Annotated in this window: 20 protein-coding genes and 1 pseudogene; 5 read left to right on the top strand and 16 right to left on the bottom strand. The window is 73.8% G+C overall.

Annotated elements, in window-relative coordinates; all coding sequences use genetic code 11:
* The first annotated feature begins 2 nt into the window (after positions 1-2).
* Positions 3-974 carry an alpha/beta hydrolase gene (locus tag ABZ877_RS09895; protein ID WP_361067199.1) on the top strand — a complete coding sequence of 324 codons (972 nt, stop codon included), beginning with the start codon at positions 3-5 and terminating at the stop codon, positions 972-974.
* A 59-nt stretch (positions 975-1,033) separates the two neighbouring features.
* The gene (locus ABZ877_RS09890) at positions 1,034-1,756 is read left to right on the top strand and encodes an alpha/beta hydrolase (protein WP_361067196.1); all 723 of its coding nucleotides are present in this window, start codon (positions 1,034-1,036) and stop codon (positions 1,754-1,756) included.
* A gap of 37 nt (positions 1,757-1,793) precedes the next feature.
* On the opposite strand, the gene ABZ877_RS09885 is transcribed toward ABZ877_RS09890, so the two are convergent.
* Both ABZ877_RS09885 and ABZ877_RS09880 read right to left on the bottom strand, forming a co-directional pair.
* The gene (locus ABZ877_RS09885; RefSeq protein WP_361067193.1) at positions 1,794-2,717 is read right to left on the bottom strand and encodes a helix-turn-helix domain-containing protein; all 924 of its coding nucleotides are present in this window, start codon (positions 2,715-2,717) and stop codon (positions 1,794-1,796) included.
* A gap of 216 nt (positions 2,718-2,933) precedes the next feature.
* On the bottom strand, positions 2,934-5,195 hold the full coding sequence (locus ABZ877_RS09880; RefSeq protein WP_361067190.1) for a helix-turn-helix domain-containing protein: 2,262 nt from the start codon (positions 5,193-5,195) through the stop codon (positions 2,934-2,936).
* Positions 5,196-5,362: 167 nt separating this feature from the next.
* Between ABZ877_RS09880 and ABZ877_RS09875 the strand changes: the two genes are divergently transcribed.
* Both ABZ877_RS09875 and ABZ877_RS09870 read left to right on the top strand, forming a co-directional pair.
* Positions 5,363-5,869, top strand: coding sequence for a DinB family protein (locus ABZ877_RS09875; RefSeq protein WP_361067187.1), 507 nt, complete (start codon positions 5,363-5,365; stop codon positions 5,867-5,869).
* 72 nt (positions 5,870-5,941) lie between these two features.
* A pseudogene (locus tag ABZ877_RS09870) lies at positions 5,942-6,046 on the top strand (helix-turn-helix domain-containing protein); the annotation flags it as partial.
* A 48-nt stretch (positions 6,047-6,094) separates the two neighbouring features.
* Here ABZ877_RS09870 and ABZ877_RS09865 read toward each other — a convergent pair.
* Together ABZ877_RS09865 and ABZ877_RS09860 are read right to left on the bottom strand one after the other, a co-directional pair.
* Entirely contained in the window at positions 6,095-7,321 is a 1,227-nt protein-coding gene (locus ABZ877_RS09865; RefSeq protein ID WP_361067184.1) for a cytochrome P450, read from the bottom strand.
* 186 nt (positions 7,322-7,507) lie between these two features.
* Positions 7,508-7,903, bottom strand: coding sequence for a RidA family protein (locus ABZ877_RS09860; RefSeq protein WP_361067181.1), 396 nt, complete (start codon positions 7,901-7,903; stop codon positions 7,508-7,510).
* A gap of 262 nt (positions 7,904-8,165) precedes the next feature.
* On the opposite strand from ABZ877_RS09860, the gene ABZ877_RS09855 reads away from it, so the two are divergent.
* The gene (locus ABZ877_RS09855) at positions 8,166-9,749 is read left to right on the top strand and encodes a cation acetate symporter (protein WP_361067178.1); all 1,584 of its coding nucleotides are present in this window, start codon (positions 8,166-8,168) and stop codon (positions 9,747-9,749) included.
* Here the strand turns inward: ABZ877_RS09855 and ABZ877_RS09850 are convergent.
* The 12 genes from ABZ877_RS09850 to ABZ877_RS09795 form a co-directional block, all read right to left on the bottom strand.
* The gene (locus ABZ877_RS09850) at positions 9,722-10,963 is read right to left on the bottom strand and encodes an LLM class flavin-dependent oxidoreductase (protein ID WP_361067176.1); all 1,242 of its coding nucleotides are present in this window, start codon (positions 10,961-10,963) and stop codon (positions 9,722-9,724) included. The two genes, ABZ877_RS09855 and ABZ877_RS09850, sit on opposite strands and share 28 nt — an antisense overlap.
* The gene (locus ABZ877_RS09845) at positions 10,960-12,345 is read right to left on the bottom strand and encodes an NtaA/DmoA family FMN-dependent monooxygenase (protein ID WP_361067173.1); all 1,386 of its coding nucleotides are present in this window, start codon (positions 12,343-12,345) and stop codon (positions 10,960-10,962) included. Before ABZ877_RS09845 ends, ABZ877_RS09850 begins: the two co-directional genes overlap by 4 nt.
* Before the next feature lie 91 nt (positions 12,346-12,436).
* Positions 12,437-13,378 (bottom strand): fumarylacetoacetate (FAA) hydrolase, encoded by a 942-nt coding sequence (locus ABZ877_RS09840; RefSeq protein ID WP_361067170.1) that lies wholly within the window; start codon positions 13,376-13,378, stop codon positions 12,437-12,439.
* A 31-nt stretch (positions 13,379-13,409) separates the two neighbouring features.
* The gene (locus ABZ877_RS09835; RefSeq protein WP_361067167.1) at positions 13,410-14,675 is read right to left on the bottom strand and encodes a pyridoxal phosphate-dependent aminotransferase; all 1,266 of its coding nucleotides are present in this window, start codon (positions 14,673-14,675) and stop codon (positions 13,410-13,412) included.
* A gap of 26 nt (positions 14,676-14,701) precedes the next feature.
* Positions 14,702-16,348 carry an AMP-binding protein gene (locus ABZ877_RS09830; RefSeq protein ID WP_361067164.1) on the bottom strand — a complete coding sequence of 549 codons (1,647 nt, stop codon included), beginning with the start codon at positions 16,346-16,348 and terminating at the stop codon, positions 14,702-14,704.
* Complete coding sequence (locus tag ABZ877_RS09825; RefSeq protein WP_361067161.1) at positions 16,345-17,478, bottom strand: Glu/Leu/Phe/Val dehydrogenase dimerization domain-containing protein; 1,134 nt, start codon at positions 17,476-17,478, stop codon at positions 16,345-16,347. The genes ABZ877_RS09830 and ABZ877_RS09825 overlap by 4 nt, the downstream gene beginning before the upstream one ends.
* A gap of 57 nt (positions 17,479-17,535) precedes the next feature.
* Positions 17,536-18,099, bottom strand: a complete 564-nt coding sequence (locus ABZ877_RS09820; protein WP_361067159.1) for a gamma-glutamyl-gamma-aminobutyrate hydrolase family protein — start codon at positions 18,097-18,099, stop codon at positions 17,536-17,538.
* Between the two features lie 40 nt (positions 18,100-18,139).
* Complete coding sequence (locus tag ABZ877_RS09815) at positions 18,140-18,949, bottom strand: acetylglutamate kinase (protein ID WP_361067156.1); 810 nt, start codon at positions 18,947-18,949, stop codon at positions 18,140-18,142.
* Complete coding sequence (gene argC / locus ABZ877_RS09810) at positions 18,946-20,010, bottom strand: N-acetyl-gamma-glutamyl-phosphate reductase (RefSeq protein ID WP_361067153.1); 1,065 nt, start codon at positions 20,008-20,010, stop codon at positions 18,946-18,948. The genes ABZ877_RS09815 and argC overlap by 4 nt, the downstream gene beginning before the upstream one ends.
* On the bottom strand, positions 20,007-20,867 hold the full coding sequence (locus ABZ877_RS09805; RefSeq protein WP_361067150.1) for a RimK family alpha-L-glutamate ligase: 861 nt from the start codon (positions 20,865-20,867) through the stop codon (positions 20,007-20,009). Before ABZ877_RS09805 ends, argC begins: the two co-directional genes overlap by 4 nt.
* Before the next feature lies 1 nt (position 20,868).
* Complete coding sequence (locus tag ABZ877_RS09800; RefSeq protein ID WP_361067147.1) at positions 20,869-21,054, bottom strand: lysine biosynthesis protein LysW; 186 nt, start codon at positions 21,052-21,054, stop codon at positions 20,869-20,871.
* A gap of 56 nt (positions 21,055-21,110) precedes the next feature.
* A complete protein-coding gene (locus ABZ877_RS09795; protein WP_361067144.1) occupies positions 21,111-22,274 on the bottom strand; it encodes an isopropylmalate synthase in 1,164 nt (387 codons plus the stop codon).
* Positions 22,275-22,289 lie beyond the last annotated feature (15 nt).

The following is a 22,289-nucleotide window of genomic DNA, read 5'->3' as shown; positions in this document are numbered from 1 at the left end:
CCATGTCGGATGTTGTCGAGCCGGTCGTTCCCGTGCTCGAGCCGGCGGCGGCCGCTTTCGCCGAGGCCACGGCCCGTCCCCCGTTCCTGTTCGAGCTGGCGCCCGCCGAGGGGCGCAAGGCCGTCGACGAGGTGCAGTCGGGGCCCGTCGAGCTGCCCGAGGTCGACGAGGAGTGGGTGACCGTCCAGGGCGGCCCCACCGGCAGCGTGCGGGCGCGGATCGTACGGCCCGCCGGGGCCTCGGGAACGCTCCCGGTGATCCTCTACATCCACGGCGCGGGCTGGGTGTTCGGCAACGCGCACACCCACGACCGCCTGGTCCGCGAGCTCGCCGTCGGCGTCGGCGCGGCCGTGGTCTTCCCGGAGTACGACCTCTCGCCCGAGGCCCGCTACCCCGTGGCGATCGAGCAGAACTACGCGGTGGCCCGCTGGGTCGTCGCCGAGGGCGCCTCGCACGGCCTCGACGGGCAGCGCCTCGCGGTCGCCGGTGACTCGGTCGGCGGCAACATGACCGCCGCGCTGACGCTGATGGCCAAGGAGCGCGGTGACGTCCCCCTGCTCGGGCAGGTGCTGTTCTACCCGGTGACCGACGCGAACTTCGACACCGGCTCCTACCACCAGTTCGCGGAGGGCTACTTCCTGCGCCGCGACGGCATGCAGTGGTTCTGGGACCAGTACACGACCGACGAGAGCGAGCGCGCGCAGATCACCGCGTCCCCGCTGCGGGCCACCACCGAGCAGCTCGCCGGGCTGCCGCCGGCCCTCGTCATCACGGGCGAGGCCGATGTGCTGCGGGACGAGGGCGAGGCGTACGCGAACAAGCTGCGCCAGGCCGGGGTGCCGGTCACCGCGGTCCGCTTCCAGGGCGTCATCCACGACTTCGTGATGCTGAACGCGCTGCGGGACACGCACGCCGCCGAGGCGGCCATCACCATGGCCGTCCGCACCCTGCGCACCACCCTCGACGCGCGCTGACCCCCGCACCGCACCTGTTCCACCCCTCCACCTCCCACACCTCAGGAGAAACAACCCTCATGGCCACTGAAGCCACCCCCACCGTCGTCCTCGTCCACGGCGCCTTCGCCGACGCCGCCAGCTGGTCCGGTGTCATCGCCGAGCTCCAGGAGCACGGCGTCCCCGTCGTCGCGCCGCCCAACCCGCTGCGCGGACTCGCCTCGGACGCCGCGTACATCGCCTCCGTGGCCGCCCAGATCGACGGCCCCGTCGTCCTCGTAGGACACTCCTACGGCGGCGCGCTCATCACGGTCGCCGGGACGACGGAGAACGTCGTCGGCCTCGTGTACGTCGCCGCCTACGTCCTCGAGGAGGGCGAGAGCCTCGGCGAGCTGCAGGGGCGCTACCCGCTCTCGCCGCTGGTCAGCAACCTCAAGGAGGCGACGTACCCGGTCGCGGGCGGGGCGTCCGCCACCGAGGTGACCATCGCCGCCGACGCGTTCCCGGCGATCTTCGCCGCCGACGTGCCCGCCGACGTCACCAAGGTCCTCGCCGTGGCCCAGCGGCCGCTCGCCGCCGCCGCGTTCGAGGAGAAGGCCACCGCCGCCGCCTGGCACACCAAGCCCGCCTGGGCGCTGGTCGCCGCCGGTGACCAGGCCATCAACCCCGACGTCGAACGCTTCGGCGCCGAGCGCGCCGGGGCCACCGTCGTCGAGCTGGAGGGCGCCTCGCACGCCGTCGCGGTCTCCCGCCCCAAGGACGTCGCGAACCTCATCCTCGACGCGGTCCGCGCCACCGGCTGACGCCCCGGGCCCGGCCGTACGCGGCCGGGCCCGTCGCTCACTGTGCCGGTGCGCCGCGCAGACGGCGCCACTCCCGGGGCGAGACACCGTAGGCGCCGCGGAACACCCGGCTGAAGTGCGCGGGGTTGACGAAACCCCACCGCTGCGCCACCGACGCCACGGAAGGCGTGGCGCGCCCGCCGCGGGCCAGTTCGCGGGCGCACTCCTCAAGGCGGCGGCGCTGGACGAGGCGGCCGACGGTGATGTCCTCGTCCTCGAAGAGACGGTGCAGATAGCGCACGGAGATGTGGTGCGCCTTCGCTATGTCCTCCGGGGACAGGGCCGGGTCGGCCAGGTGCCGGTCGATGTGGTCGCGGATGCGCGCCACCAGATGGGTGCGCGCGGTGTCCGCCCCGGACCGGTCGTCCCCGGCGTGCTCGGCCACCAGGACCGCGAAGAGGTCCACGACGCTGGAGGCGAGCCGGGCCGCGAGGGCGGGGGAGCAGGCGTCGGGGGAGTCGGCCAGCGTCGTCAGGAACGGCCGCAGGACCGCACCGCAGCCCTGCCCTGTGCCGATCGCGGTGCCCGTCACGCGGCGCAGATCCTCGTCGGGCAGGGTCAGCGCGCGGCGCGGCACGTGGACGAGGTGCGCCGCGAACGGCTCGGGGTGGTCCAGGAAGTACGGGCGGCCGGTGTCGTACACGAAGAGGTCGCCCCGGCCCACGTCGGCGCGCCGCCCGTCCTGGGTCAGGACGGTCCGGCCCGCCGTCTGCACGCCGATCACCACGAACCGGTCGGCGGCGAGGGCGACGTGCCGCGCCCGGTGACTGACCTGGTGCGCGTCCGCCGTCACCGCGCGGATGCGCAGGAAGCCCACCTGGCCGACGGTGTCGCGGTCTCCTCGGGTGACGGCGGACGCGACGCGCCGATGGTCGGGTCGATCGCTCTCGGACACCGCGTCCTCGGTCAGCACCGGGCTCATCCGGCTCTCCTCTCCATGCACACCCCTGACGGAGAGCTCGGTTCCGCGACGCACATGGATTCGGCCGGGAGTCGATGCCTGGTCCTGCGCGGACGTCCGGACGGCGACGTTGCCGCCCGGTTTCTCCGCCATGTCCAGACAATCAGGACGCCCCACCTCTGCCCAGGCAGAAAGCAGGCAGAAACACGCGGCACCCGCACGGGCCTGCCGGCGGGCCTACGGTGTCGGCGTCATCGCGTCGAGGCGCTCCCGCGCGTCGGTGAGCGCCTGCGGCGCCGCGTCCGGACCGAGCGCGAGACACCGGGTGAACGCCTCGCGCGCCTCCTCCGGCCTTCCGGCGGAGAGCAGCAGGAGCCCGAGACGGACGAGTTCACTGCTCTCCTGGGTGAAGTTGTCGGCGTCGTGCCAGAGGTTCGCGGCGATCCGGCGCTCCGCGACGGCCTCCTCCCACCGCTCCAACTGCGCGAGGCTGTGCGCCATGCCGGAGTGCAGCCCGGACCGCACGAAGTCCCCGATGTGGGAGGCGATGCGCTCACCCGACCGGTCCAGGAAGGCGAGCGTGGACCGGAAGGACGTCAGCGCCGCGTCCGCACGGCCCGCCTCCGAGAGGGTCAGGGCGTGCCCGTGCCGGGCGTTGAGGCTGCCGTGCAGGTCACCGGCGGTCTCGAAGAGGAGGACGGAGCGCTCCATGTGGTCGACGGACTCGGCGTACTCCTCCAGCTTGCGCAGCGCCCAGGAACCGTAGAAGTACGCCCACGCCTCCTGGACCGTGTCGCCCGCGCGCTCGGCGGCGGCCAGCGCCTCGGTGGACCGGGCGAGGCTGTCGCGGAACCGGCCCTCGCACAGCAGCAGGGCCCAGGCGTGATAGTTGAGCTGTGTCGCTTCGAGGAGCGGGTCGCCCAGGGCGCGGGCCGCCCGCACGGCGAGACCGAAGACCTCGGGCCAGTGCCCCCAGAAGATCCACTGGTCGGAGAACCAGTGCAGCGCCTCGGCCACCTCCACGACCCGGGCGTGCTCGCCGTCCGCCGCGACCGCGCGCAGGGCCGCCAGCCAGTTGGCGCCCTCCGCCTTCAGCCACCGCATCGCCTTCTCGGCGGAGGACAGGTCGACCGAGCCCTGCCAGTCGGCGGGCGGCGCGCCGTGGCCGGGCTCGAACCAGCGGCCCGCCACCACGGTCGTCTCCAGGAGCCAGTGGTACAGGTCCGTACGGGCCCGCTCGACGTCCCCCGGATCCTCCTCGGCCGTCAGCCGCGTCCGGGCGAAGAGGCAGACCAGGTCGTGCAGGCGGTAGCGGTCCCGGTCACCGCCGAGCAGACCGACCTCGACCAGCTCCTCCAGGGTGTCCTCCGCGTCGTACAGCCGCTGCCCGGTCAGACGGGCGGCGGCGGGGGCGGCGGTGTCCGCGCCGGGGACGAGGGACAGGCGCCGGAAGAGGCGGGCGGCCGTCGGTGTGAGCTGACGGTAGGACAGGTCGAAGGCGGCGGAGACACGCAGGTCACCGGCGGCCAGGACGTCCAGGCGCCGCTCGTCCAGCGCGAGGCGGTCGGCGAGACGCCGCAACGACCAGCCGGTACGGGTGGCCAGCCAGTTGCCCGCCACCCGCAGCGCCAGCGGCAGACGGCCACAGCGGTACGCGACCTCGGCGAGCGCCGCCGGATCGGCCTCGGCGCGCTCCGCCCCGACCAGAGTGGTCAGGAACGTGGCGGCCTCCTCCGGGCTCAGCACGCCCAGCGGGAGCCGGTGCACGCTCTCCAGCCCGGTGAGCATCCGGCGGCTCGTCACCAGGATCATCCCGGCGCCGGCGCCCGGCAGAAGCGGGCGCACCTGGGCCTCGTCGCGGGCGTTGTCCAGGACGAGGAGCGTGCGCCGGTCGGCCAGCATCTGCCGGTACAGGCCCGGGTGGCCCTGCGGCCCCGCCTTCGCCAGGTCCCGGTCGGGGACCTGGAACGCCTTCAGCACGCTCAGCATGAGTTCGGCGGGCGCGGGCGGTTCGTCGTCCATGCCGCGCAGATCCAGGACGAGCTGCCCGTCCGGGAAACGGTCGGCGAGCGTACGGGCCGCGTGCAGCGCGAGCGTGGTCTTGCCGGTGCCGGGCGGACCGGACACGGCGACCGTCACGGGAGCGCCGACCGGGCCCGGCGGCGTCGCGAGTGCGACGAGTTCCGCGAGCTCGCGCTCCCGGCCCACGAAGTCGTCGATGCCGCGCGGGAACGCCCGCACCCCCGAAGGGCTGTAACCGCCGCCGCGTCCGCTGCGGGCGACGGCGAGGAGACGCTCCCGCTCCGCCTCGTTCAGACCAAGCCCGTCCGCGAGGGCGGCCACCGTACGCCGCTGCGGAGCGGCTCGCCGCCCCCGCTCCAGATCCCCGATGCCGCGTACGCTGACGCCCGACGCCTCCGCCAGCCCCTCGATCGTCAACGACGCCGCCAGCCGCAACTCCCGCAGCGCAGCCCCGAACGCCCCGCGCTCCCCGCTCACCCACCCGCTCCTTTTCCCCGCACGCCCCTGCCGTTCCCCCGGCGTGACGTCCTAGATCCTATGAGAAAGGCGAGGTCGGGGGCGTACCGAAGGGCGGTGGGCCGATGCGTCCGCCCGGCCGACAAAGCAGTGGACACCGGCCGCGGGGATCGGGGACGCTTCGCGCGATGACCAGAATCGATGACACCCCGCCCGCGTGGGACGAGCGCACGCAGCTCACCACGTTCCTCGACTACGCACGTGACACCGCCCGCGCCAAGTGCGAGGGCGTCTCCGCCGAGAACGCGCGCCGGGCGCTCCTGCCGGGCTCACCGCTGATGACCATGTGCGGCCTGATCAACCATCTCCGCTGGGTCGAGTACCACTGGTTCCGCGTGGTCTTCCTCGGGGAGGAGGACCAGGGCCCCTGGACCGACGAGGACCCCGACCGGGAGATGCGGATCGCCGTCGACTTCCCACTCGCACAGTTGCTCCGCGAGTACGCGGACGAGAGCGCACGCCACCGGGAACTGGTCGCCGCGACCGACCTGTCCCAGCGCGCGGTACGCACCGTCCGCGACGGCCTCCACGTCGACCTGCGCTGGATCCTCCTCCACCTGACGGAGGAAACGGCCCGTCACAACGGACACCTGGACATCCTGCGCGAACTGCTCGACGGCACGACGGGGGACTGAGCGCCGCCTGGCCCGTCCCCGGGGCGGACGCCCCCTCGGTCACACCTCGGCGTGGGGGCCGGTCTCCGCGTCCATCTAGCCCGGGGCCGGGACCGTAGAGCGACGGCCGCCGCCCTGACCCTGCACCCCAACAGCGTCGACAATCGGCTCGCCCGCATCACCGGCCTCACCGGTATCGACCTCGGCGCTGTGGGGGCGCTGCTCTCCACGACGCGGCGGAACCGCCTACCAGCGCACCCGCACCTCATCGAGGCCGCGCATGAGACTGACCCGCCAGGTGGGTGTGAAGTCCCCGTCGAGGGCGAGGCCGGGGAAGCGGTCGAGCAGGAGGCGCAGGGCCAGGCTCGCCTCCAGACGGGCCAGCGGGGCGCCGAGGCAGTGGTGCAGGCCGTGCCCGAAGGCGAGATGGGCACGAGTGGTCGCCGGGTCACGACGGATGTCGAAGCGGTCGGGGTCGGGGAAGCGCGCCGGGTCCCGGTTGGCGGCGGCGATGGACAGGACGACCCGCGCACCGGCCGGTATGCGGACGCCCCCGAGGTCGACCGGTTCGACGGAGTAGCGGTAGGTGCCCGCCGGAACCGGGGACTCGAAGCGGAGCGCCTCCTCCACGGCGCCCTCCAGCAGGTCCGGTTCGGCGCGCAGGGCAGCGAGCTGCGCGGGATGGCTGAGCAGCAGATGAACGGCGTTGGAGATGAGGTTGACCGTGGTCTCGTGCCCGGCTACCAGGAGCAGGAAGGCCATGCCGAGCAGTTCCTCCGGGGTCAGCCGGTCGTCGCGGTCACTGCCGCCGTCGCCGTCGCCGTCATGGGCGCGAACCAGGGCATGCAGCAGATCGCTCTCGGCCGCGTCCCGCTGCCGCCGCTTCTCCTCCGCGAGTCCGGCCAGGTAAGCGGCCATCTCCCGCGACGCCTCGGCGGATCGCTCGGCGTCGTCGAGTGCGACGACCGACATGGACCACGCCCGGAAGGCGGTGCGGTCCGCGTCCGGCACGCCGAGCAGGTCGCAGATGATCGTCAGCGGCAGCGGATACGCGTACGCGGCGACGAGGTCGGCGCGGCCGTCGGCGGCCATGGCGTCCAGGAGCGCATCGGCCGCTTCCTGGACGCGGGGCCGCAGCGCCCGTACGCGCCGGGCGGTGAACTCGCGTGCCACCAGGACCCGTAGCCGGGTGTGGTCGGGCGGGTCGACCTGGAGCATGTTGCGGCCCACGGCGTACAGCCCGTCGTCCTCGAAGTCGGCGGAGTGCCGGACGTCGTTGCGCAACCGGGGGTCGGCGAACGCGGCGCGCACCTCCGCGTGCCCCACCACCAGCCACGACTCCTCCCCGGTGGGGAAGCGCACGTGGTGGACGGGGCCGCGGGCGCGCAGCGCGGTGAACGCGGGGTAGGGGGCGGCGGCGAAGTCGTCGGTGAGGTCGGCGAGGCGGACGGTGGGGTGCTGCTGCGTAGGCATGGCTGCTCCCGGCAGGACGGAAGTGGGGATAGGTCCCCGTTTTCCTGGCGGAAGTGACCGTAACATGAAGTGGGGAGCGCTCCCCGTTATTGCCGTCCAGCGAGAGCCGACCTCGGCAGTGGCGCGGCGGTGACGGCCTCCTCCGCCTTCGCGCGGCCCGCGACCGCCTTCCCCTCGCAGGCGCCGCTACTCGGCGCCCGGTGCCACGGCCAGCGCGTCGATCTCGATCCGGAAGTCCGGGTGGACCAGACCGGCGACCTTCACCAGCGAGCTGGCAGGCGGACGTGCCGGGTCCTGGTGCTCGTCCCGCACCTTGCGGAACGCGGGCAGGTCGTCCAGGTCGGTCAGGTAGACCGTCAGCTTGACCACGTGCTCCAGACCGGAGCCCGCCGCCTTCAGGGCGGTGGACAGGTTCGCGTAGACCTGTCGCACCTGGGCCTCGGCGTCACCCTTGCCGACCGTGTTGCCGTCCCCGTCCACCGGCACCTGCCCCGAGACGGCGACCATAGTCCCGGTGAAGGCGACCGCGTGGCTGTAGCCGTTGACGGGCGGTGAGCCGGTGGGGCGTATGAAGTGGTCCATGGCGCCGATCATGCCACGGCCGGATGCACACGCCCCGGCCACTGAATGACCGGGGATAAGCGGCGGGGCCCTGCCGGGACACTGTGCCGCAGCACAACGCACTCGCCTCTTCCCTGTGCGCACGCCTCCGGAACATCTCCGTCCCCTGTACGCACCGGCGGGCGGCTGGTGCCATGCCCCGCATGTCTTGCGCACACCGATCAACACCGCTTCCGTACAGGCCAGTTCACCGTGGCGGATTCCGCGCGCGGGGGTGCCGGTCGTGAGCGCGGGTGACGGGCAGTCGTTCGCCGTCGTGGTCTTCCTCGCGTTCGTCGCCGTGTCCCTGCTGCTGTGCGGGCTCGCCGCGGCGGACGTCGACGACCCCGAGCACTTCTACGCGGGTGGCAGCGCGGCCTTCGGGCCGGTCGGTGGCGGGCTCGCCCTCGCCGGTGACTACATCTCCGCGGCCACCTTGCTCAGCACCACGGGCGCGGTCGCCCTGGACGGCGCCGACGGCATGCTCTTCGCCGCCGCCACCGTCCTGTCGCTCTACCTCGTCATGCGGATACTCGGCGAACGCCTGCGGCGCGGCGGCGTGTTCACCCTCGGGGACTTCCTCACCGACCGGCTCGGCGACCCGTCCGTCCGTGGCGCGCTCGGCGTCGCCGGTCTCGTCGTCCTCGCACCGCTGCTCCTGGTGCAGCTCACCACCGCCGGCCGCGTCATGGTGGCGATGTTCGGCCTGCCCGGGGGCGCGCTCACCTGGTGCACGGTCGCGGGCGGCGCCCTCATGATCTGCTACGCGGCGATCGGCGGGATGCGCGGCGTCGGCTACGTGCAGATCCTCAAGGTGGGGGTGGTCCTGACCGCCCTGCTGCTGCTCGCGGGCATCGTCCTCGCGCGGTTCGGCTGGTCGCCGGCCGGCCTGTTCGACGCCGCCCGCGACCGCTCGGGGGCCGGTTCGGGGTACGCGCTCCCGGGGCTGCACTTCGGCCACTCCCTGGGCGGCCGCCTCGATCTCCTCAGCTTCGAGGCCACCCTTCTGCTCGGCGCCGCCTGCCTGCCGCACGTCACCATGCGCCTGCATCCGCTGCGGGACGCCCGCACCGCCCGCCGCGCCGTGGGCTGGGCCGTCGGACCGGTCGCTGCGGTGTGCGCCGGGGTGGTGGTGGCCGGGCTCGGCGCGTGCGCGCTGATCGGCCGGGACGCCATCCGGGCCGCGGACCCCGGGGGAGCGACCGCCCTGCTGATGGTGGTCGGCGCGCTCGACCCCGTGGAGGGCGGGGCGCGGCACAGCATGCTCTTCGCGATCGTCGCGTGCGCCGTCTTCGCGACCACTCTCGCGGCCGTCGCCGGGATCACGCTCGCCGCCGCCTCCAGCATCGCGCGTGACTTCCGGGCGCGGCCCGCGCGGGGCACGGTCGGCCGGGCCGCGGCGAGGGAGATCCGGCAGGCGCGCGTGGGCATCGTCGTCGTCGGTGCCGTCGCCGTCGTCCTCGCGGCCCTGCTGGGGGACCGCGGCACGATGACGCTGATCGCGCTGTCGTTCACGGTGGCGGCGTCGGTGCTGGCCCCGGTCCTGCTGTACACGCTGTTCCTGCCGGGCTACTCCGCCACGGGTGTGCGCTGGACCGTCTACGGGACGCTGCCGCTCGTCGTGGTGCTGCTGGCCGGGTCCCCGGCGATGACGGGCTCGCCCGTCGCGGTCTTCCCCGGCCACGACATCCACTGGTTCCCGCTGCAGACACCGGGGTTGCTCACCATTCCGGCGGGTTTCCTGCTCGGGCTCGTCGGCCGCACACGTGTGAGCGCCGCGCGGCGACACACACGTAGCCCCTACGACGAGGTGCGTACGGGCGGCTGACCCGCACGTGTGCCGGCGTACCGGCTCCGCGGGCGCGTCAGCCCGAGATGTCCTCGCAGCGTGGTGCTCGTGTAGGCGGTACGGAAGGCGTCCCGGCGCTGGAGAGCCGGGACCAGCCCTTGGGTGATCGCCGTCAGGTCGTGCGGCAGGACGGCGGGGCGCAGGCGGAAGCCGTCGAGCCCGGCGGAGCGCCGGTCGAGGAGGAGGTCGGCGAGTTCGTCCGGGGTGCCGGTGAAGATCTCGGCGTCGGAGGTGAGCGGCGTCCCCGCGAGGTCGTCGAGGCGGGCCAGTCGGCGCGCCGCCTCGCCGGGGGTGTCGTCGAGGAGGACGAGCAGGTCGGCGAGGACGAGGAGCGGTTGTGCCGCGCGGTCGCGGCCGACGGCGGTGGCCGCCGCGTCGACGTCGCCGAGCACCGCCTTCGTACCGGGCCGGTCGTGCGGGGTGACGAGGACGACGTCGGAGGCGCGCGCCGCGAACTCGTACGGCACGGAGGCGTGCGCGAGGCTCACCACCGGCGGCTGCCCCTGGGGCGGGCGGGGTGTGATCGAGGGTCCGCGGACGCTGAAGTGCGCTCCCTCGAAGTCGACGGGGTGGATCCGGTCACCGTCGATGAAGCGGCCGGTGGCGACGTCGCGGATCTCCGCGTCGTCCTCCCAGCTGTCCCAGAGGCGGCGTACGACCTCCACCACGTCGGCGGCCTCGTCGAACAGCGGGCGGAGCCGGGCGGCGATGCGCTCCGGGTCGCGGGCCTCCTCGTCGGTGAGCTGCGGAGTGGTGCGGCGCCCGAAGTGGGCGGCGTCGGCGGCCCGGGAGGCGATCTGGGGGCGCCACCCGGCACGTCCGGTGGCGGCGAAGTCGAGGGTGGCGACGGCCAGGGAGAGGTGGAACGGCTCGGTGTGCGTGACGTTCGCGGTCGGTACGAGTCCGATGTGCCGGGTCGGCGGGGCGAGGCGGGCGGCGAGCAGGACCGCGTCGAGGCTGCCGCGCACCTGGTCGGTGCGGTCGTCGGGCCGGTGGAAGGCGGCGGACTGCAGGCCCAGCGAATCCTCCAGGGTGACGAAGTCGAGCAGCCCGCGCTCGGCCTCCGCCACCAGGGCGCTCCAGTAGTCGGGGGTGAACAGGTCGGCGGGCCGGATGCCGGCCGTGCGCCAGGCCGCCGGGTGCCAGCCCGCCCCGTCGAGGGCGACGGCCAGGTGGAAGGGGGTGCCGGTCATCGCGTCGCGCTGCCTTCCTGCAAGGGCGTACGGGCATGGGCGCGGGGGCGCGCCGGGCCCAGGCCCAGATGGTCGCGGAGGGTGGTGCCGGTGTACTCCGTGCGGAAGACGCCGCGCTCCTGGAGCAGCGGCACCACCCGGTCGACGACGTCGTCGAGGCCGCCGGGGGTCAGATGCGGCACCAGGACGAACCCGTCGGCGCCGCCGCTCCGCACGAAGTGCTCGATGGCGTCGGCGACGGTCCGCGGGCTGCCGACGAAGGTCTGCCCGCCGTGCACCTCGATGACGAGTTCACGGATGCTGAGGCCGCGCTCCTCGGCCAGCGCCCGCCAGCGGCGCGCGGTCTCCAGCCGCCCGGTGCGGAAGACGGAGTGGCCGCGCAGGAGCAGGGAGTCGGGGTCCGGGTCGATGTCGGGCAGGGGGCCGTCGGGGTCGTAGGCCGACAGGTCGCGGCCCCACACCGCCTCCAGGTGGGCGAGGGCGGTCTCCGGGCCGTTCTGGGCACGGGTGATCTCGTCGGCGTACGCGGCGGCCTCCGCGTCGGTGTCGGCGACCACGACGGTGGCGGTGGGCAGCACCTTCAGCTCGTCGGGGCCGCGCCCGTGGCGGGCGAGGCGGCCCTTGACGTCGCGGTAGAAGGCGCGCGCCTCGTCCAGCCGGTTGTACTTGCTGAAGATGACGTCGGCGTCGGAAGCGGCGAACTCGCGGCCCGCGTCGGACTCCCCGGCCTGGATGACCACCGGATGGCCCTGCGGGCTCCGGGGCGAGGTGAAGCGGCCGCTGATGTCGAAGTGCTCACCCCGGTGCGCGAACCGCCCCGCGCCGGGACGCAAGAAGTGGCCCTGCGCGGGATCGTCGAGGAGGGCGTCGTCGTCCCAGCTCTCCCACAACTGCCGTGTGACGGCGAGGAACTCGGCGGCGCGCGTGTAGCGGTCGGCCTCCTTCAGGAAGCCGCCCCTGCGGAAGTTCTCACCGGTGAAGGCGTCGAAGCTGGTCACCACGTTCCAGGCGGCGCGACCCCCGCTCAGATGGTCCAGGGTGGCCAGCCTGCGGGCCACTTCGTAGGGCTCGTTGAAGGTCGCGTTGACCGTCGCGGCCAGACCGAGGCGCCGAGTGACGGCCGCCAGCGCGGCCAGCACCGTCAGATTCTCGGGGCGGCCCGCGACGTCGTACTCGTAGATCCGCTCCTTGTGCTCACGCAGCCGCAACCCCTCGGCGAGGAAGAAGAAGTCGAACAGTCCGCGCTCCGCGGTGCGGGCCAGCGCGGCGAACGACTCGAAGGCGATCTGGCTGCGCGACCTGGGGTCGGACCATACGGTCACGTTGTGGATGCCGGGCAGCTGCGCGGCGAGGATCACCTGTTTCCCGGCCGGGGCGGTCACGGTGGTTCCTACCTCCTGTGGTGGATGTGCGGGGTGGTGCCCCGAGCCTGCACGAGCGCCGAGGGCGCCGCACAGGCCAAGGGCCCCTATTTCACGCGGTGTTCACGGCCGGGGCGGGAGCGGGCGCGGTGAAGCGCACGGTGTTGTCGAGAGTGACGCCATGGCTCTTGACCTCGATGGCGACACGGTCCCCGTCCGCGATCCGGAAGCCGTCGTGGAAACTCGCCTCGTCGGCGCCGAGCAGCAGGTAGTTGACCAGGCCCGGCCTGCGCACGGCGGGGAAGGTGAAGAAGTGCGCGGCCATGTCGGCGACCCGGAAGTACAGCGCGTCACCGCCGCAGTCGAAGGAGCCCTCCCAGGCGGTGGCGCCGTCGCGGAGGATCGTGGTCCGGCCGGTCACCGAGGCGGGCGGCGGGCCGAGGAAGAGCCAGGGCGCGAGCGCCGTGTCGCACAGCTTGCAGTACGGGTTGTAGCCCGGATCCTTGCGGTGCAGGCCGATGTCGCACAGGTCGTTGCCGAAGGTGTAGCCGGCGTAGTGCGGGGTGCCGTCGGCGTCGTTGACGTAGACGAGCGCCACCTCGGGCTCCTCGATGAGCGCCACGGGGGAGGCGGGCACGACGAGATCCTCACCCGGCAGCCGCGCCCAGTCGCCGAACCCCTTGAAGAACCACTTCGGCGGCGTGAACTCACCGCCCTCCGGCGCCTTCTCGCCGCCCCACTTCTTGGTGTGGGTGCCCATGAAGCCGCTCAGCAGCGCGCTGCCGGTGGCCTCCGGCAGCAGGGGCGGGCGCAGCCGCAGCTCCGGGTCGTCGGCGGGCACGGTGACGGGCTCGGCCGCCGTGAGCGCCGTCCGCACCGCCTCGGGCGAACCGTCGGTGGTGAGGAACGTGTCGGCGAGGGTGGGTGCGTCGACCGGGTGGAGGGTGAGCGCGGCGCCCGGTTCGGGCAGGCCGAAGCCGACGTGGCGGCGGCCCTGGTGGTCGGCTTCGAAGAGCACGGGCGGTACGGGGGACGGGGACGTGGGCTCGGGCATGGAAGCCTCGCTTCGTGAGAGGTGGTGGGGGTCAGATGCCTGCGGTGAGGTGGGCGAACGCCGTCCCGACGTGGTCGAGCGCGTCGTCGATCCACGGCAGCCGCAGCGGGTCGGCGGCGTCGAGCGCGGCCTGCCGCTCGTCGTCGGTGGTGCCGTAGAGGCGGCTGGTGGCGACGCGCAGCCGCAGGGGATCGCCGGGTTCGCCGAAGGCGCGGGCGGGCAGCACGCCGACGCCGTGCCGGTCGAGCAGCCACTGGGCGGCGGACTCGCCGCCGGTCACGCCGAGCGCGGCCAGGCGGTCCCGGCGTGGTTCGAAATCCGGGTAGAGGTAGCAGGTGGCGACCACCGGAGCGAGTACGGCGTCCGCCGCCGTGAGCCGGGCGGCGACGGCGCGTGCCACCGTGGCGTGCAGCCGCCTGCTCGCCTCCACACGCGCCACGACCTCGGGCGGTTCGGCCAGCGCGTAGGCGGCGGCCTCCTGCACGGGTGCGGGCGGGCTCGACCAGATCTGGCTGGCCACCGAGGCGAGCGCCGTGTGCAGGGCTCGTCCGGGCTCGCCGTCGGGCAGCCGGGCGACCCCGGTGCGCCAGCCCCCGACGGCGAGGTTCTTGGTGAGACCGGAGGTGATGACGGTGCGTTCCGGCGCGTACCGGGCGGGCGATACCGGTGGGGACGCGGGATCGTGGACCAGGTCGTGGTAGATCTCGTCGGAGACGATGACGAGGTCCAACTCCCGCGCCACCGACCCGAGGTGCCGTACCGTCTCGGCCGGTGCGACGGTCCCCGTGGGGTTGTCGGGGACCGTCACCACGACCGCGCGCGGGTCGCGCCCCGCCGCGCGGGCGCGGACGACCGCCTCGCGCAGCAGCTCCGGGTCGGGCACCCCGCCGCGCCCCGGCGCCACCGGCACGGGCAGCGGGGAGCCGCCCGCGAGCCGGGTCTGGGCGGCGTAGCTGACCCAGCCGGGGACCGGGACCACCACGTCGCCGCCGATCGCCAGTTGCAGCGCGAACAGCAGCGCTTTGCTGCCCGGCCCGGCCACCACCTGTTCCGGCGCGGTGGCCAGGCCGCGGCGCGTCCAGTAGCCGGCGGCGGCGCTGCGGAGTTCCGGGCTGCCGGTGACCGGTCCGTACGCGGTGCGGCGCACGGCACCGGCCAGCCGGGCGGCGAGTTCGGGCAGGACGGGCAGGCCGATCTCGCCGCTGGCCATGGGCAGGATCCGCTGTCCGGCGCGTTGTCTGCGGGCCAGGACCGCGTCGGCCGCGAGCGTCGCGGACATGGGGACCGGGGTGGGCATGGGTTCTCCGTGGCGGAAGGGTCGGGTCAGCTCGTGGTGGGTGTGAAGCGGGCGCGAAGCACGGCCTTGCGGACCTTTCCCGTGAGGGTCTTGGGCAGTGCGGGCACCACCTCGACCCGGTCGGGCAGGAACCGTTCGTCGTGCCCGAGGGCGCGCAGATGGTCGCGGACGGCGTCGAGCGTGGGGCCGGTGCCGTCGCGGGGCACGACCACGGCGAGGATCGTCGCGTCGTCCAGACCGACCAGCGCGGCCTCGGCGGCGGCCGGATGCGTGCCGATGGCCCCCTCCAGCTGGGCCGCCGGAGCCACCTCGCCGTCGCGGACGATGGCGTCGCGGGCGCGGCCGAGGACCCGGATGCCGCCACGGCCGTCGTCGCGGGCCAGGTCCCCGGTGTCGAACCAGCCGTCCGCGTCGAGCTCGGCGGCGAACGCCTCCGGGCGCCGGTGGTAGCCGAGCGCGAGGGAGGCCCCGCGCACCCGGAGCCGGCCGACGCCGTCCGCGCCGCCGTGCGGCAGCGGGTCGATACGTGTCTCCATGGCGTCGATGGGGCGGCCGTTGCTGTGCGCGGCCCAGCCGTCGGGGTCGTCGGGGCGGGTGGTGGTCACGGGCCCGTTCTCCGACATGCCCCACAGGGAGTGGGCGCGGGCGCCGAGTGTGGCGTGCACCTCCTCGGCGAGGGAGGCGAGGACCGGGGCGGAGCCGATCACGACGTGGCGCAGGCTGCTCGTGTCGCGCGGGGCGGCGCGCTGGGCCTCGACCACGTCGGCGAGGGTGGCGGGGGGCCCGTAGAGCAGGGTGGCGCCGTAGCGTTCGACCAGGTCGAGCAGGGCCGGGTTGTCGCGCAGGTCCTGGAAGGCGACGGTGCCGCCGAGCAGCACACCCGCCAGCACACCTTGCGCGAAGCCGGAGTAGTGGACGAGAGGAGTGGAGACGGCGACGGTCCAGTCGGGGCCGGGACCGAAGGCGTCGACGTACCCGCGCACCGCCGAGTGCACGGTGTTCTGGCTGTGCAGGACGCCTTTGGACTCGCCGGTCGTGCCGGAGGTGAACAGGACGACGAAGGGTTCGTCGGCGGTGAGTTCGCGGCCCTCCAGGTCCTGTGCCCGCAGGTCCTCCCACCGGGGGGCGACGAAGTGGTCGTGGAAGGGGCGGGCCCCCTCGGGTGCGGGTCCGCCGCCGACGGCGAACACATGGTCCAGTTCGGGCAGTTCGGCGCGCAGCCCGGCGACGGTGGCCGCGAGCGGGACGCCCTCCCAGTCCGGCAGGGTCACACATACCCGGGCCCGGGTGAGCGAGAGCCGGTGGCGCAGCTCGTCCTCCGGGCACACCGGGGAGATCGGGACGATGACCGCGCCGACCCGGATGGTGGCGAACATCAGCGCCACCAGCTCCCAGCGGTTGGGCAGTTGCACGGCGACCGCGTCGCCGCGCCGCACCCCCAGGTCGAGCAGGGCACCGGCGAACCGGTCGGTGAGCCGGGCCAGTTCGGCGTAGTCGAGGGTGTCGGTGCGGGACTCCGCGAGGCGGCGCGCGGCGATCGCGAGTTTGCGGGGATGTTCGCGGGCCTGGCGGCGCAGGTCGTCGAGGAAGGTGTCGGTGCGCCACCAGCCGCGTTCCAGATACGTGTGTCGCGGGGGGCCGGGGCGGGCGACGTCCGCCGCGAGCGTGGTCATCGGCGCTCCGCGCGGCGGACGTCCAGCAGCTCGGCCAGCGGGTCACCGGCCTGTCCGGCGGCGATCTCCAGAAGGTCGCGGGTGTTCGTCCGCACCCGGTCGGCCACCCAGTCGAAGACCCATTCCTTGCGGGCGTCGGCGGACAGGTCGAAGGGGACGACACGGGTGACCGCGAGCGCGGCGGAGGCGGCCCCGCCGATGTTGGCGATGACGCCGGGCACCAGGTGGGAGCCGGAGGCGGTGACCTTCTCGCGGGCGGCGTCGGTGGAGGCGAGGTTGGCGCCCTCGACGACGAGACGGGCGCGCAGCCGGTGCACGTTGGCCTCGGTGAGCGCGTGCTTCTGCGCGGCGAGGACCAGCAGGTCGGCGTCGACGTCCAGCCATGCCTCGGGCTCGGCGGAGACGGTGACGTGCTGGGGCAGCCTGGAGCGGTCGATGCGGCCGTAGGTGTCGGTGACGGCGATCAGGTCGTCCACCGGGAGCCGGTCGGCGCTGACGGTGCCCGCCACGTCGGCGACGCCGACGACGGTGTGGCCGCGCGTCTCCAGGAACCGGGCGACGGCCCGGCCGACGGCGCCGAACCCCTGGATGACGACGCGGGCGGCACCGGTGCGGCCCCCCGCCTCCAGAGCGGTGAGCGCGGCGGTCCCGACACCGTGACCGGTGGCGTCGATCAGCGGCTCGTAGTACGTGCGCCAGTCCACCGGCATGTCAGGGGCGCCGCGCCGGAAGCGCGGGTCGTAGCCGGCCTCGGCGAAGAAGACGGCCCGGTCGGCGGGGGTGACGCCCATGTCGATGCCGAGGTGGATGCCGCCGTGCAGGAGCGGCTTGACGGTGCGGCCGAAGGTGCGGAAGGTCTCCTCGCGGGCGGCGCCCTCGCTGTTGCCGCCGTCGGAGACGATGCCCGCCTTCGCGCCGCCGATGGGCAGCTTGGCGAGGGTGAACTTGTGGGTCATGTCCCGGGCGAGGCCCGCGACTTCCTCCTCGGTGACGGTGCCGGTCATCCGGGTGCCGCCCATGGCCAGTCCGTCGACCAGGGTGTCCACCACGACCCAGCCGCGCAGCGGGCCGCCGCTGCCGTTGAGGTGGACGGTGAAGGCGGGTTGTTCGGTGTCTGCCGTGAAGCTCATGGCCGGGGTCCTTCGCGGGGTCGGGGTCTTCGGTGCGTGCTGCGGGTGCGGGGTGGTTCAGCGATACAGGTCGGCGAAGCCGCGCAGGATCTCCAGGCCGTCCTTGCGGAACTCCAGGTGGGCCTGCGAGCCGTGGATGCGTCCGTCGTCGGAGCGCAGGAACTCCACGGGCGCCTGCGCGGAGCGGCCGATGGAGCGGAAGCCGGGCGGGGCCGCCTCCAGGTAGAGGGTGTGCCGGTGGAAGACGGTCACCTTGGGTTTCACGTAGGTGAAGAGGGGCTGGTCCTTGTCGACCTCGGCCTCGTGGCCGCCGACCCGTTGCGGGCCCGGGACGAGCCGTCCGCCGGCCTGGGTGGCGAGCAACTGCATGCCGCCGCAGATACCGAAGACCGGCAGGCGGGAGCTAAGGACGAGGTCGACGAGGGGCTTGTAGTGGTCGAGGTCGTAGGCGCGGACCTTGGTGCCGCTGAGCACCACCGCCTGGTAGCGGCCGTCGAGCCGGGCGGGCAGCGAGGCCACGTCGGTCGTCTCGGTCCGCGAGCCCAGCTCCTCGAAGCGGGCGCGCAGTTGGGGCAGGGACAGGGTGCCGTTGTTGACGAGGAGGACGCGGGGCAGTGACACGTGAGTACTCCAAAGGCGAAGAGGTGGGGGCCCGTCGGGTTCAGGCCGCGGAGCGCGCCGCGGCCTCGGGGACGACGACGGTGCCGGTGCGGGCCGCGAGCAGGTCGCTGACGCTGCCGCTGCCGAGCACCACCGAGGGCACCCCGCGATCGAGGGCCTCACCGGCCGCGCGCAGCTTCTTGCGCATGCCGCCGGTCGCCTTGGTGTCGCGGAACCGGGCCGCCGCGTCGGCGCGGATCCGGGTCACGGGTTCGTCGTCCACCAGCAGGTGGGGCACGTCGGTGACGAGGACCAGGGTGGTGGCGCCGACCGCTCCGGCCAGCGCGGCGGCGGCCCGGTCGCCGTCGGTGTTGACCTCCTGGCCCGCCGCGTTGCGGGCGAGCGGCGTGATCAGATGGGCGTGACCCGCGCGCAGTTCGCCGAGCGGGGCCGGATCGACTCCGGTGATCGGGCCGACCAGGTTCTCCAGCTCGACGAGCTGCTTCTCGCGCCACCACCAGCGCTCACCGGCGCCCGCCGCGACGATCCCGTCGCTGCCGAGGAGCCGCCGCGCGGTGATGCCGCGCCGCTCCAGGCGGTCGAGGACGTCGGCGCCGAGCCGCGCGCTGACCGTCTTGATGTCGGCGATCACCTCGGGGGTGGTCCACCGGCTCTGGTTGCCGTAGCGGTCGCGCAGCACGGCGGCGGGGTCCGCGTGCCGGCCGCCGAGCCGCTTGAGCGGCTTGGACCAGCCGTGCACGAGGAGCAGCGGGCGGCGTCGGGCGTGCTCGGCGAGATCGTCCCACCAGGGCCCGGACAGGTCGTCGAGGGCGCTGCCGCCCAGCTTCACGACGAGGGGTGCGGTGCTCACGCGGGCATCACCGGCTGCATGGTCAGTCCTGTCTCCTCGGGCAGGCCGAAGCGGAGGTTGGCGGCCTGCACGGCCTGTCCGGCGGCGCCCTTGACGAGGTTGTCGAGCGCGGCGAGCACCACGATCCGGTCGGCGTCCGGGTCGTGGAGGACGGACACGTCGCAGTAGTTGGAGCCGAGGACGGCCTGCGGATCGGGCACCGGGATGAGCGTCTCGGTGTGCCGTCGTACGCGCACGAAGGGCTGTCCCTTGTAGAAGCGCAGGTACGCGCGGTGCAGGGCGCGCTGGTCGACCGGCTCGGCGGGGAACGCGTACGTGCTGGTGAGCAGGCCGCGGACGTGGGAGACACCGTACGCGGACATGCTGAGCGAGCCGACCGAGCCTGCCTTCCCGGCGGCTTCGCGGGTCAGGAAGTCGCCGACCTCGGCGGCGTGCCGGTGGCCGGTCGGGGCGTACGGGGCGATGGCGCCGTTGCGCAGGGCGTGCAGATCGGTGGCGCGCAGTTGGAGCCCGCCGCCGCTGGAGCCGCTCTTGCCGTCCACGACGACGGTGGTGAGGTCCAGGCCCAGGCCGAGCGTGAGCGGGGCGAGCCCCAGGGTGAGGGCGGTCGCGTAGCAGCCGGGCAGGGAGATGAGCGCGGCGTCGGGCAGGCGGTCGCGGACCAGCTCGGGGACGCCGTAGACGAACCGTTCGGCGAGGTCGGGGCGGCGCTGCACCTTCGGGTACCAGCGCTCGTGCAGCTCCGGGGTGCGGATGCGGAAGGCGCCGCTGAGGTCGACGAGCGCGGGGACGCGGTCGGCGAGCAGCGCGGCCAGGTCGGCGGAGACGGGCGCGGGCGTGGCGAGGAAGAGGACGTCGACGCGGTCCGCCACGTCCTCGGTGACGGCTTCCACGGCGAGCCCGAGGTCCTGGCGCAGGTTCGGGTGGAGTTCGGCGGGGCGCCTGCCGACGTGGGAGGAGCCGCCGAGGAAGGTCAGCTCGAACTCCGGGTGCTGGGTGAGCAGCCGGATGAGGTCGCCGCCGGCGAGCCCGGAGGCGCCGACGACTCCTGCGCGGATCATGCGAGCAGCTCCTGTACGTAGCGGCCGATGGCCGAGGGGACGTCGGCCCCGGTGGCGGTGGACACGGCCCGGAAGCCGGGGGCGTGGTTGACCTCGTTGACGACGAGTCCTTCGGGGGTGCGGAACAGGTCGACGCCGTAGATGCCGGGGCCGAGGACGTCGAGCACCGCGTCCACGGTCTTGGCGATCTCGGGCTCGTGGTCCAGGGCCGCCCGCTGGTGGTCGCCGAGCGCGGCGTTGTTGCGCCAGTCGGCGCCGCCCGGCTCGAACTCGGCGACGGCGACCAGCTCCCGGCCGACGACCAGGCAGCGCACGGAGCCGCCGCCGAGGAACGGTTCGACGAGCGCGGCCTGCTCGAAGGCGTGGCCGAGGTCCTCCACGTAGTCGTAGACGGACTGGGCGGTGTCGGCGTCGCGGAGCAGGGTGACGCGTTTGCCCATGCCGCCGAAGACCGGCTTCAGGACGACGGGCGGGGGCAGTTCGGTCAGGGCGCGGGTGAAGTCCTTGCGGGACAGGACGAGGCGGTGGTCCGGCACGGGCACGTCGGCGGTGCGCAGAGCTGCCCGCAGGGCGGCCTTGTTCTCGCAGGCGTGGATGGCCCGGGCGGTGTTGAGGGTGGGGACCCCGGCGGCCTCCGCGAGGGTGGCGATCAGGCCGCCGCGGGTGTAGCTGCGGCTGCGGACGAGCAGCAGGTCGAAGTCGGCGACCGAGGGCGCGTCGGCCGCACCTAGGCACAGGGACTCGTCGTTGACCCACGCGACGGAGAGGCCGAGGGCGGGTCCGGCCTCGATGAGGCGGCGCTCCTCCCAGGCGATCCGGTCGGCGACGACGCCCACCTTGGGGGTTCTCAGGGCCATGTCACTGGCCCCAGTCGCGCAGTTGGACCTCGACGGTCTCCAGGGTCAGCACACCGTCGACGGCGCTCTCGACGCGCAGCGTCAGCAGGCACTCGGGGCACGACAGGGTCTCACCGGGGCCGATCGGCGGCACGGTCAGCTCCGTCTCGCACTCGGGGCAGACGCCGGAGAGGGTGGCGGTGGTCATGAAGCACTCCGATGATCAAGAAGGGGGATGAGCTGAGGGAAGGACTGGACGGTGTCTCAGGTGGCGGCGGTGAAGTCCACCGCCGCCTTGCGGATGGCGTCGCGGTCGAGCAGCGGGCGCCCGTTCTCCTCCTGCCGCGCGGCCAGCCAGGGCGTGAAGGCGGTGACGTCGACGTCGAGCCCCGAGTCGGTCAGGGCCCAGCCGACCAGTGCCGGGGTGAGCCGGGTGCGCACCTTCAACTCGCGTGTGTTGCCGACCAGTTCGGCGGGCAGCGTCTCGTACGCCTCCGGGTGGGTGAGCTGGCCCGGGAGTTCGTAGGCGAACGCGTGCGCGGTGGTGGGGCCCGGCTGGAACGCCTCGCCGAGCTGGGCGCCGCGCAGCGCGAGCCGGGACAGCTCGGTGAGGTGGCTCAGGTCGAAGCGGGTGTCGCCGTGGATGACGCGGAGCGCGGTGAGGAGTTCGGCCAGCGGCGCGTTGCCACCGCGCTCACCGATGCCGCCGACGGTGGCGGAGACCCAGCGCGCTCCGGCGCGGACGGCGGCGAGCGAGTTGGCGACGGCCAGGCCGAGCATGTTGTGCGAGTGGATCTCGATCTCGGCGCCGTCGATCTCCGTCAGGTCACCGATGACCCGCTCCATCTGCCACGGCGACAGATAGGCGACGGTCTCGGCGAGGCGGAAGCGGTCGGCGCCGGCCTCGAACCCGGCCGTCACGTACGGGACGAGCCGCCCGGCCGGGGTACGGGCCCCGTCCTCACCGCTGAACGTGACATGGAAGCCGCGCTCCTTCGCCTGCCCGACAGCCGAGCGGACCAGCGCGGTCAGCAGCTTGGCGCTGGGCGTGCCGAGCTTCAGCGCGGCGTGCTGCTCCGAGGTCGGGATGGAGTACATCACGTGCCGCACACCGAGCCGTTCGGCCTCGTCCAGCGCGGTGGCGACCTGCCGCCGGTCCCGTACGACGAGCAGGGTCATGCTGCGCTCGGGACCCACGGCCTCGTGCGTGGCGAGGACCAGGTCGGCGTCCTTGGAGCCGGGCCCGGAGACCATGCCGACCTCCACCAGGTCGACGCCGGTGGCCACGAGCAGACGCGCGATCGCCGACGCGTCCCGCGGGCCGAACTCGACACCCGCCATGTGCGCGGAGTCCCGCAGTGTCGCGTCGGATATCCGGGGCGACACCGCCGGGACCACCCGGTCCCCGATGTCTTCCGCTCCTGTCATGTCACTCACTCCTTT

This window comes from Streptomyces sp. NPDC046939, from assembly GCF_040644575.1.
Classification (GTDB): Bacteria; Actinomycetota; Actinomycetes; order Streptomycetales; family Streptomycetaceae; genus Streptomyces.
Note: the sequence above shows the minus strand (reverse complement) of the source record. Positions and strands in the feature narration are given on the sequence as shown.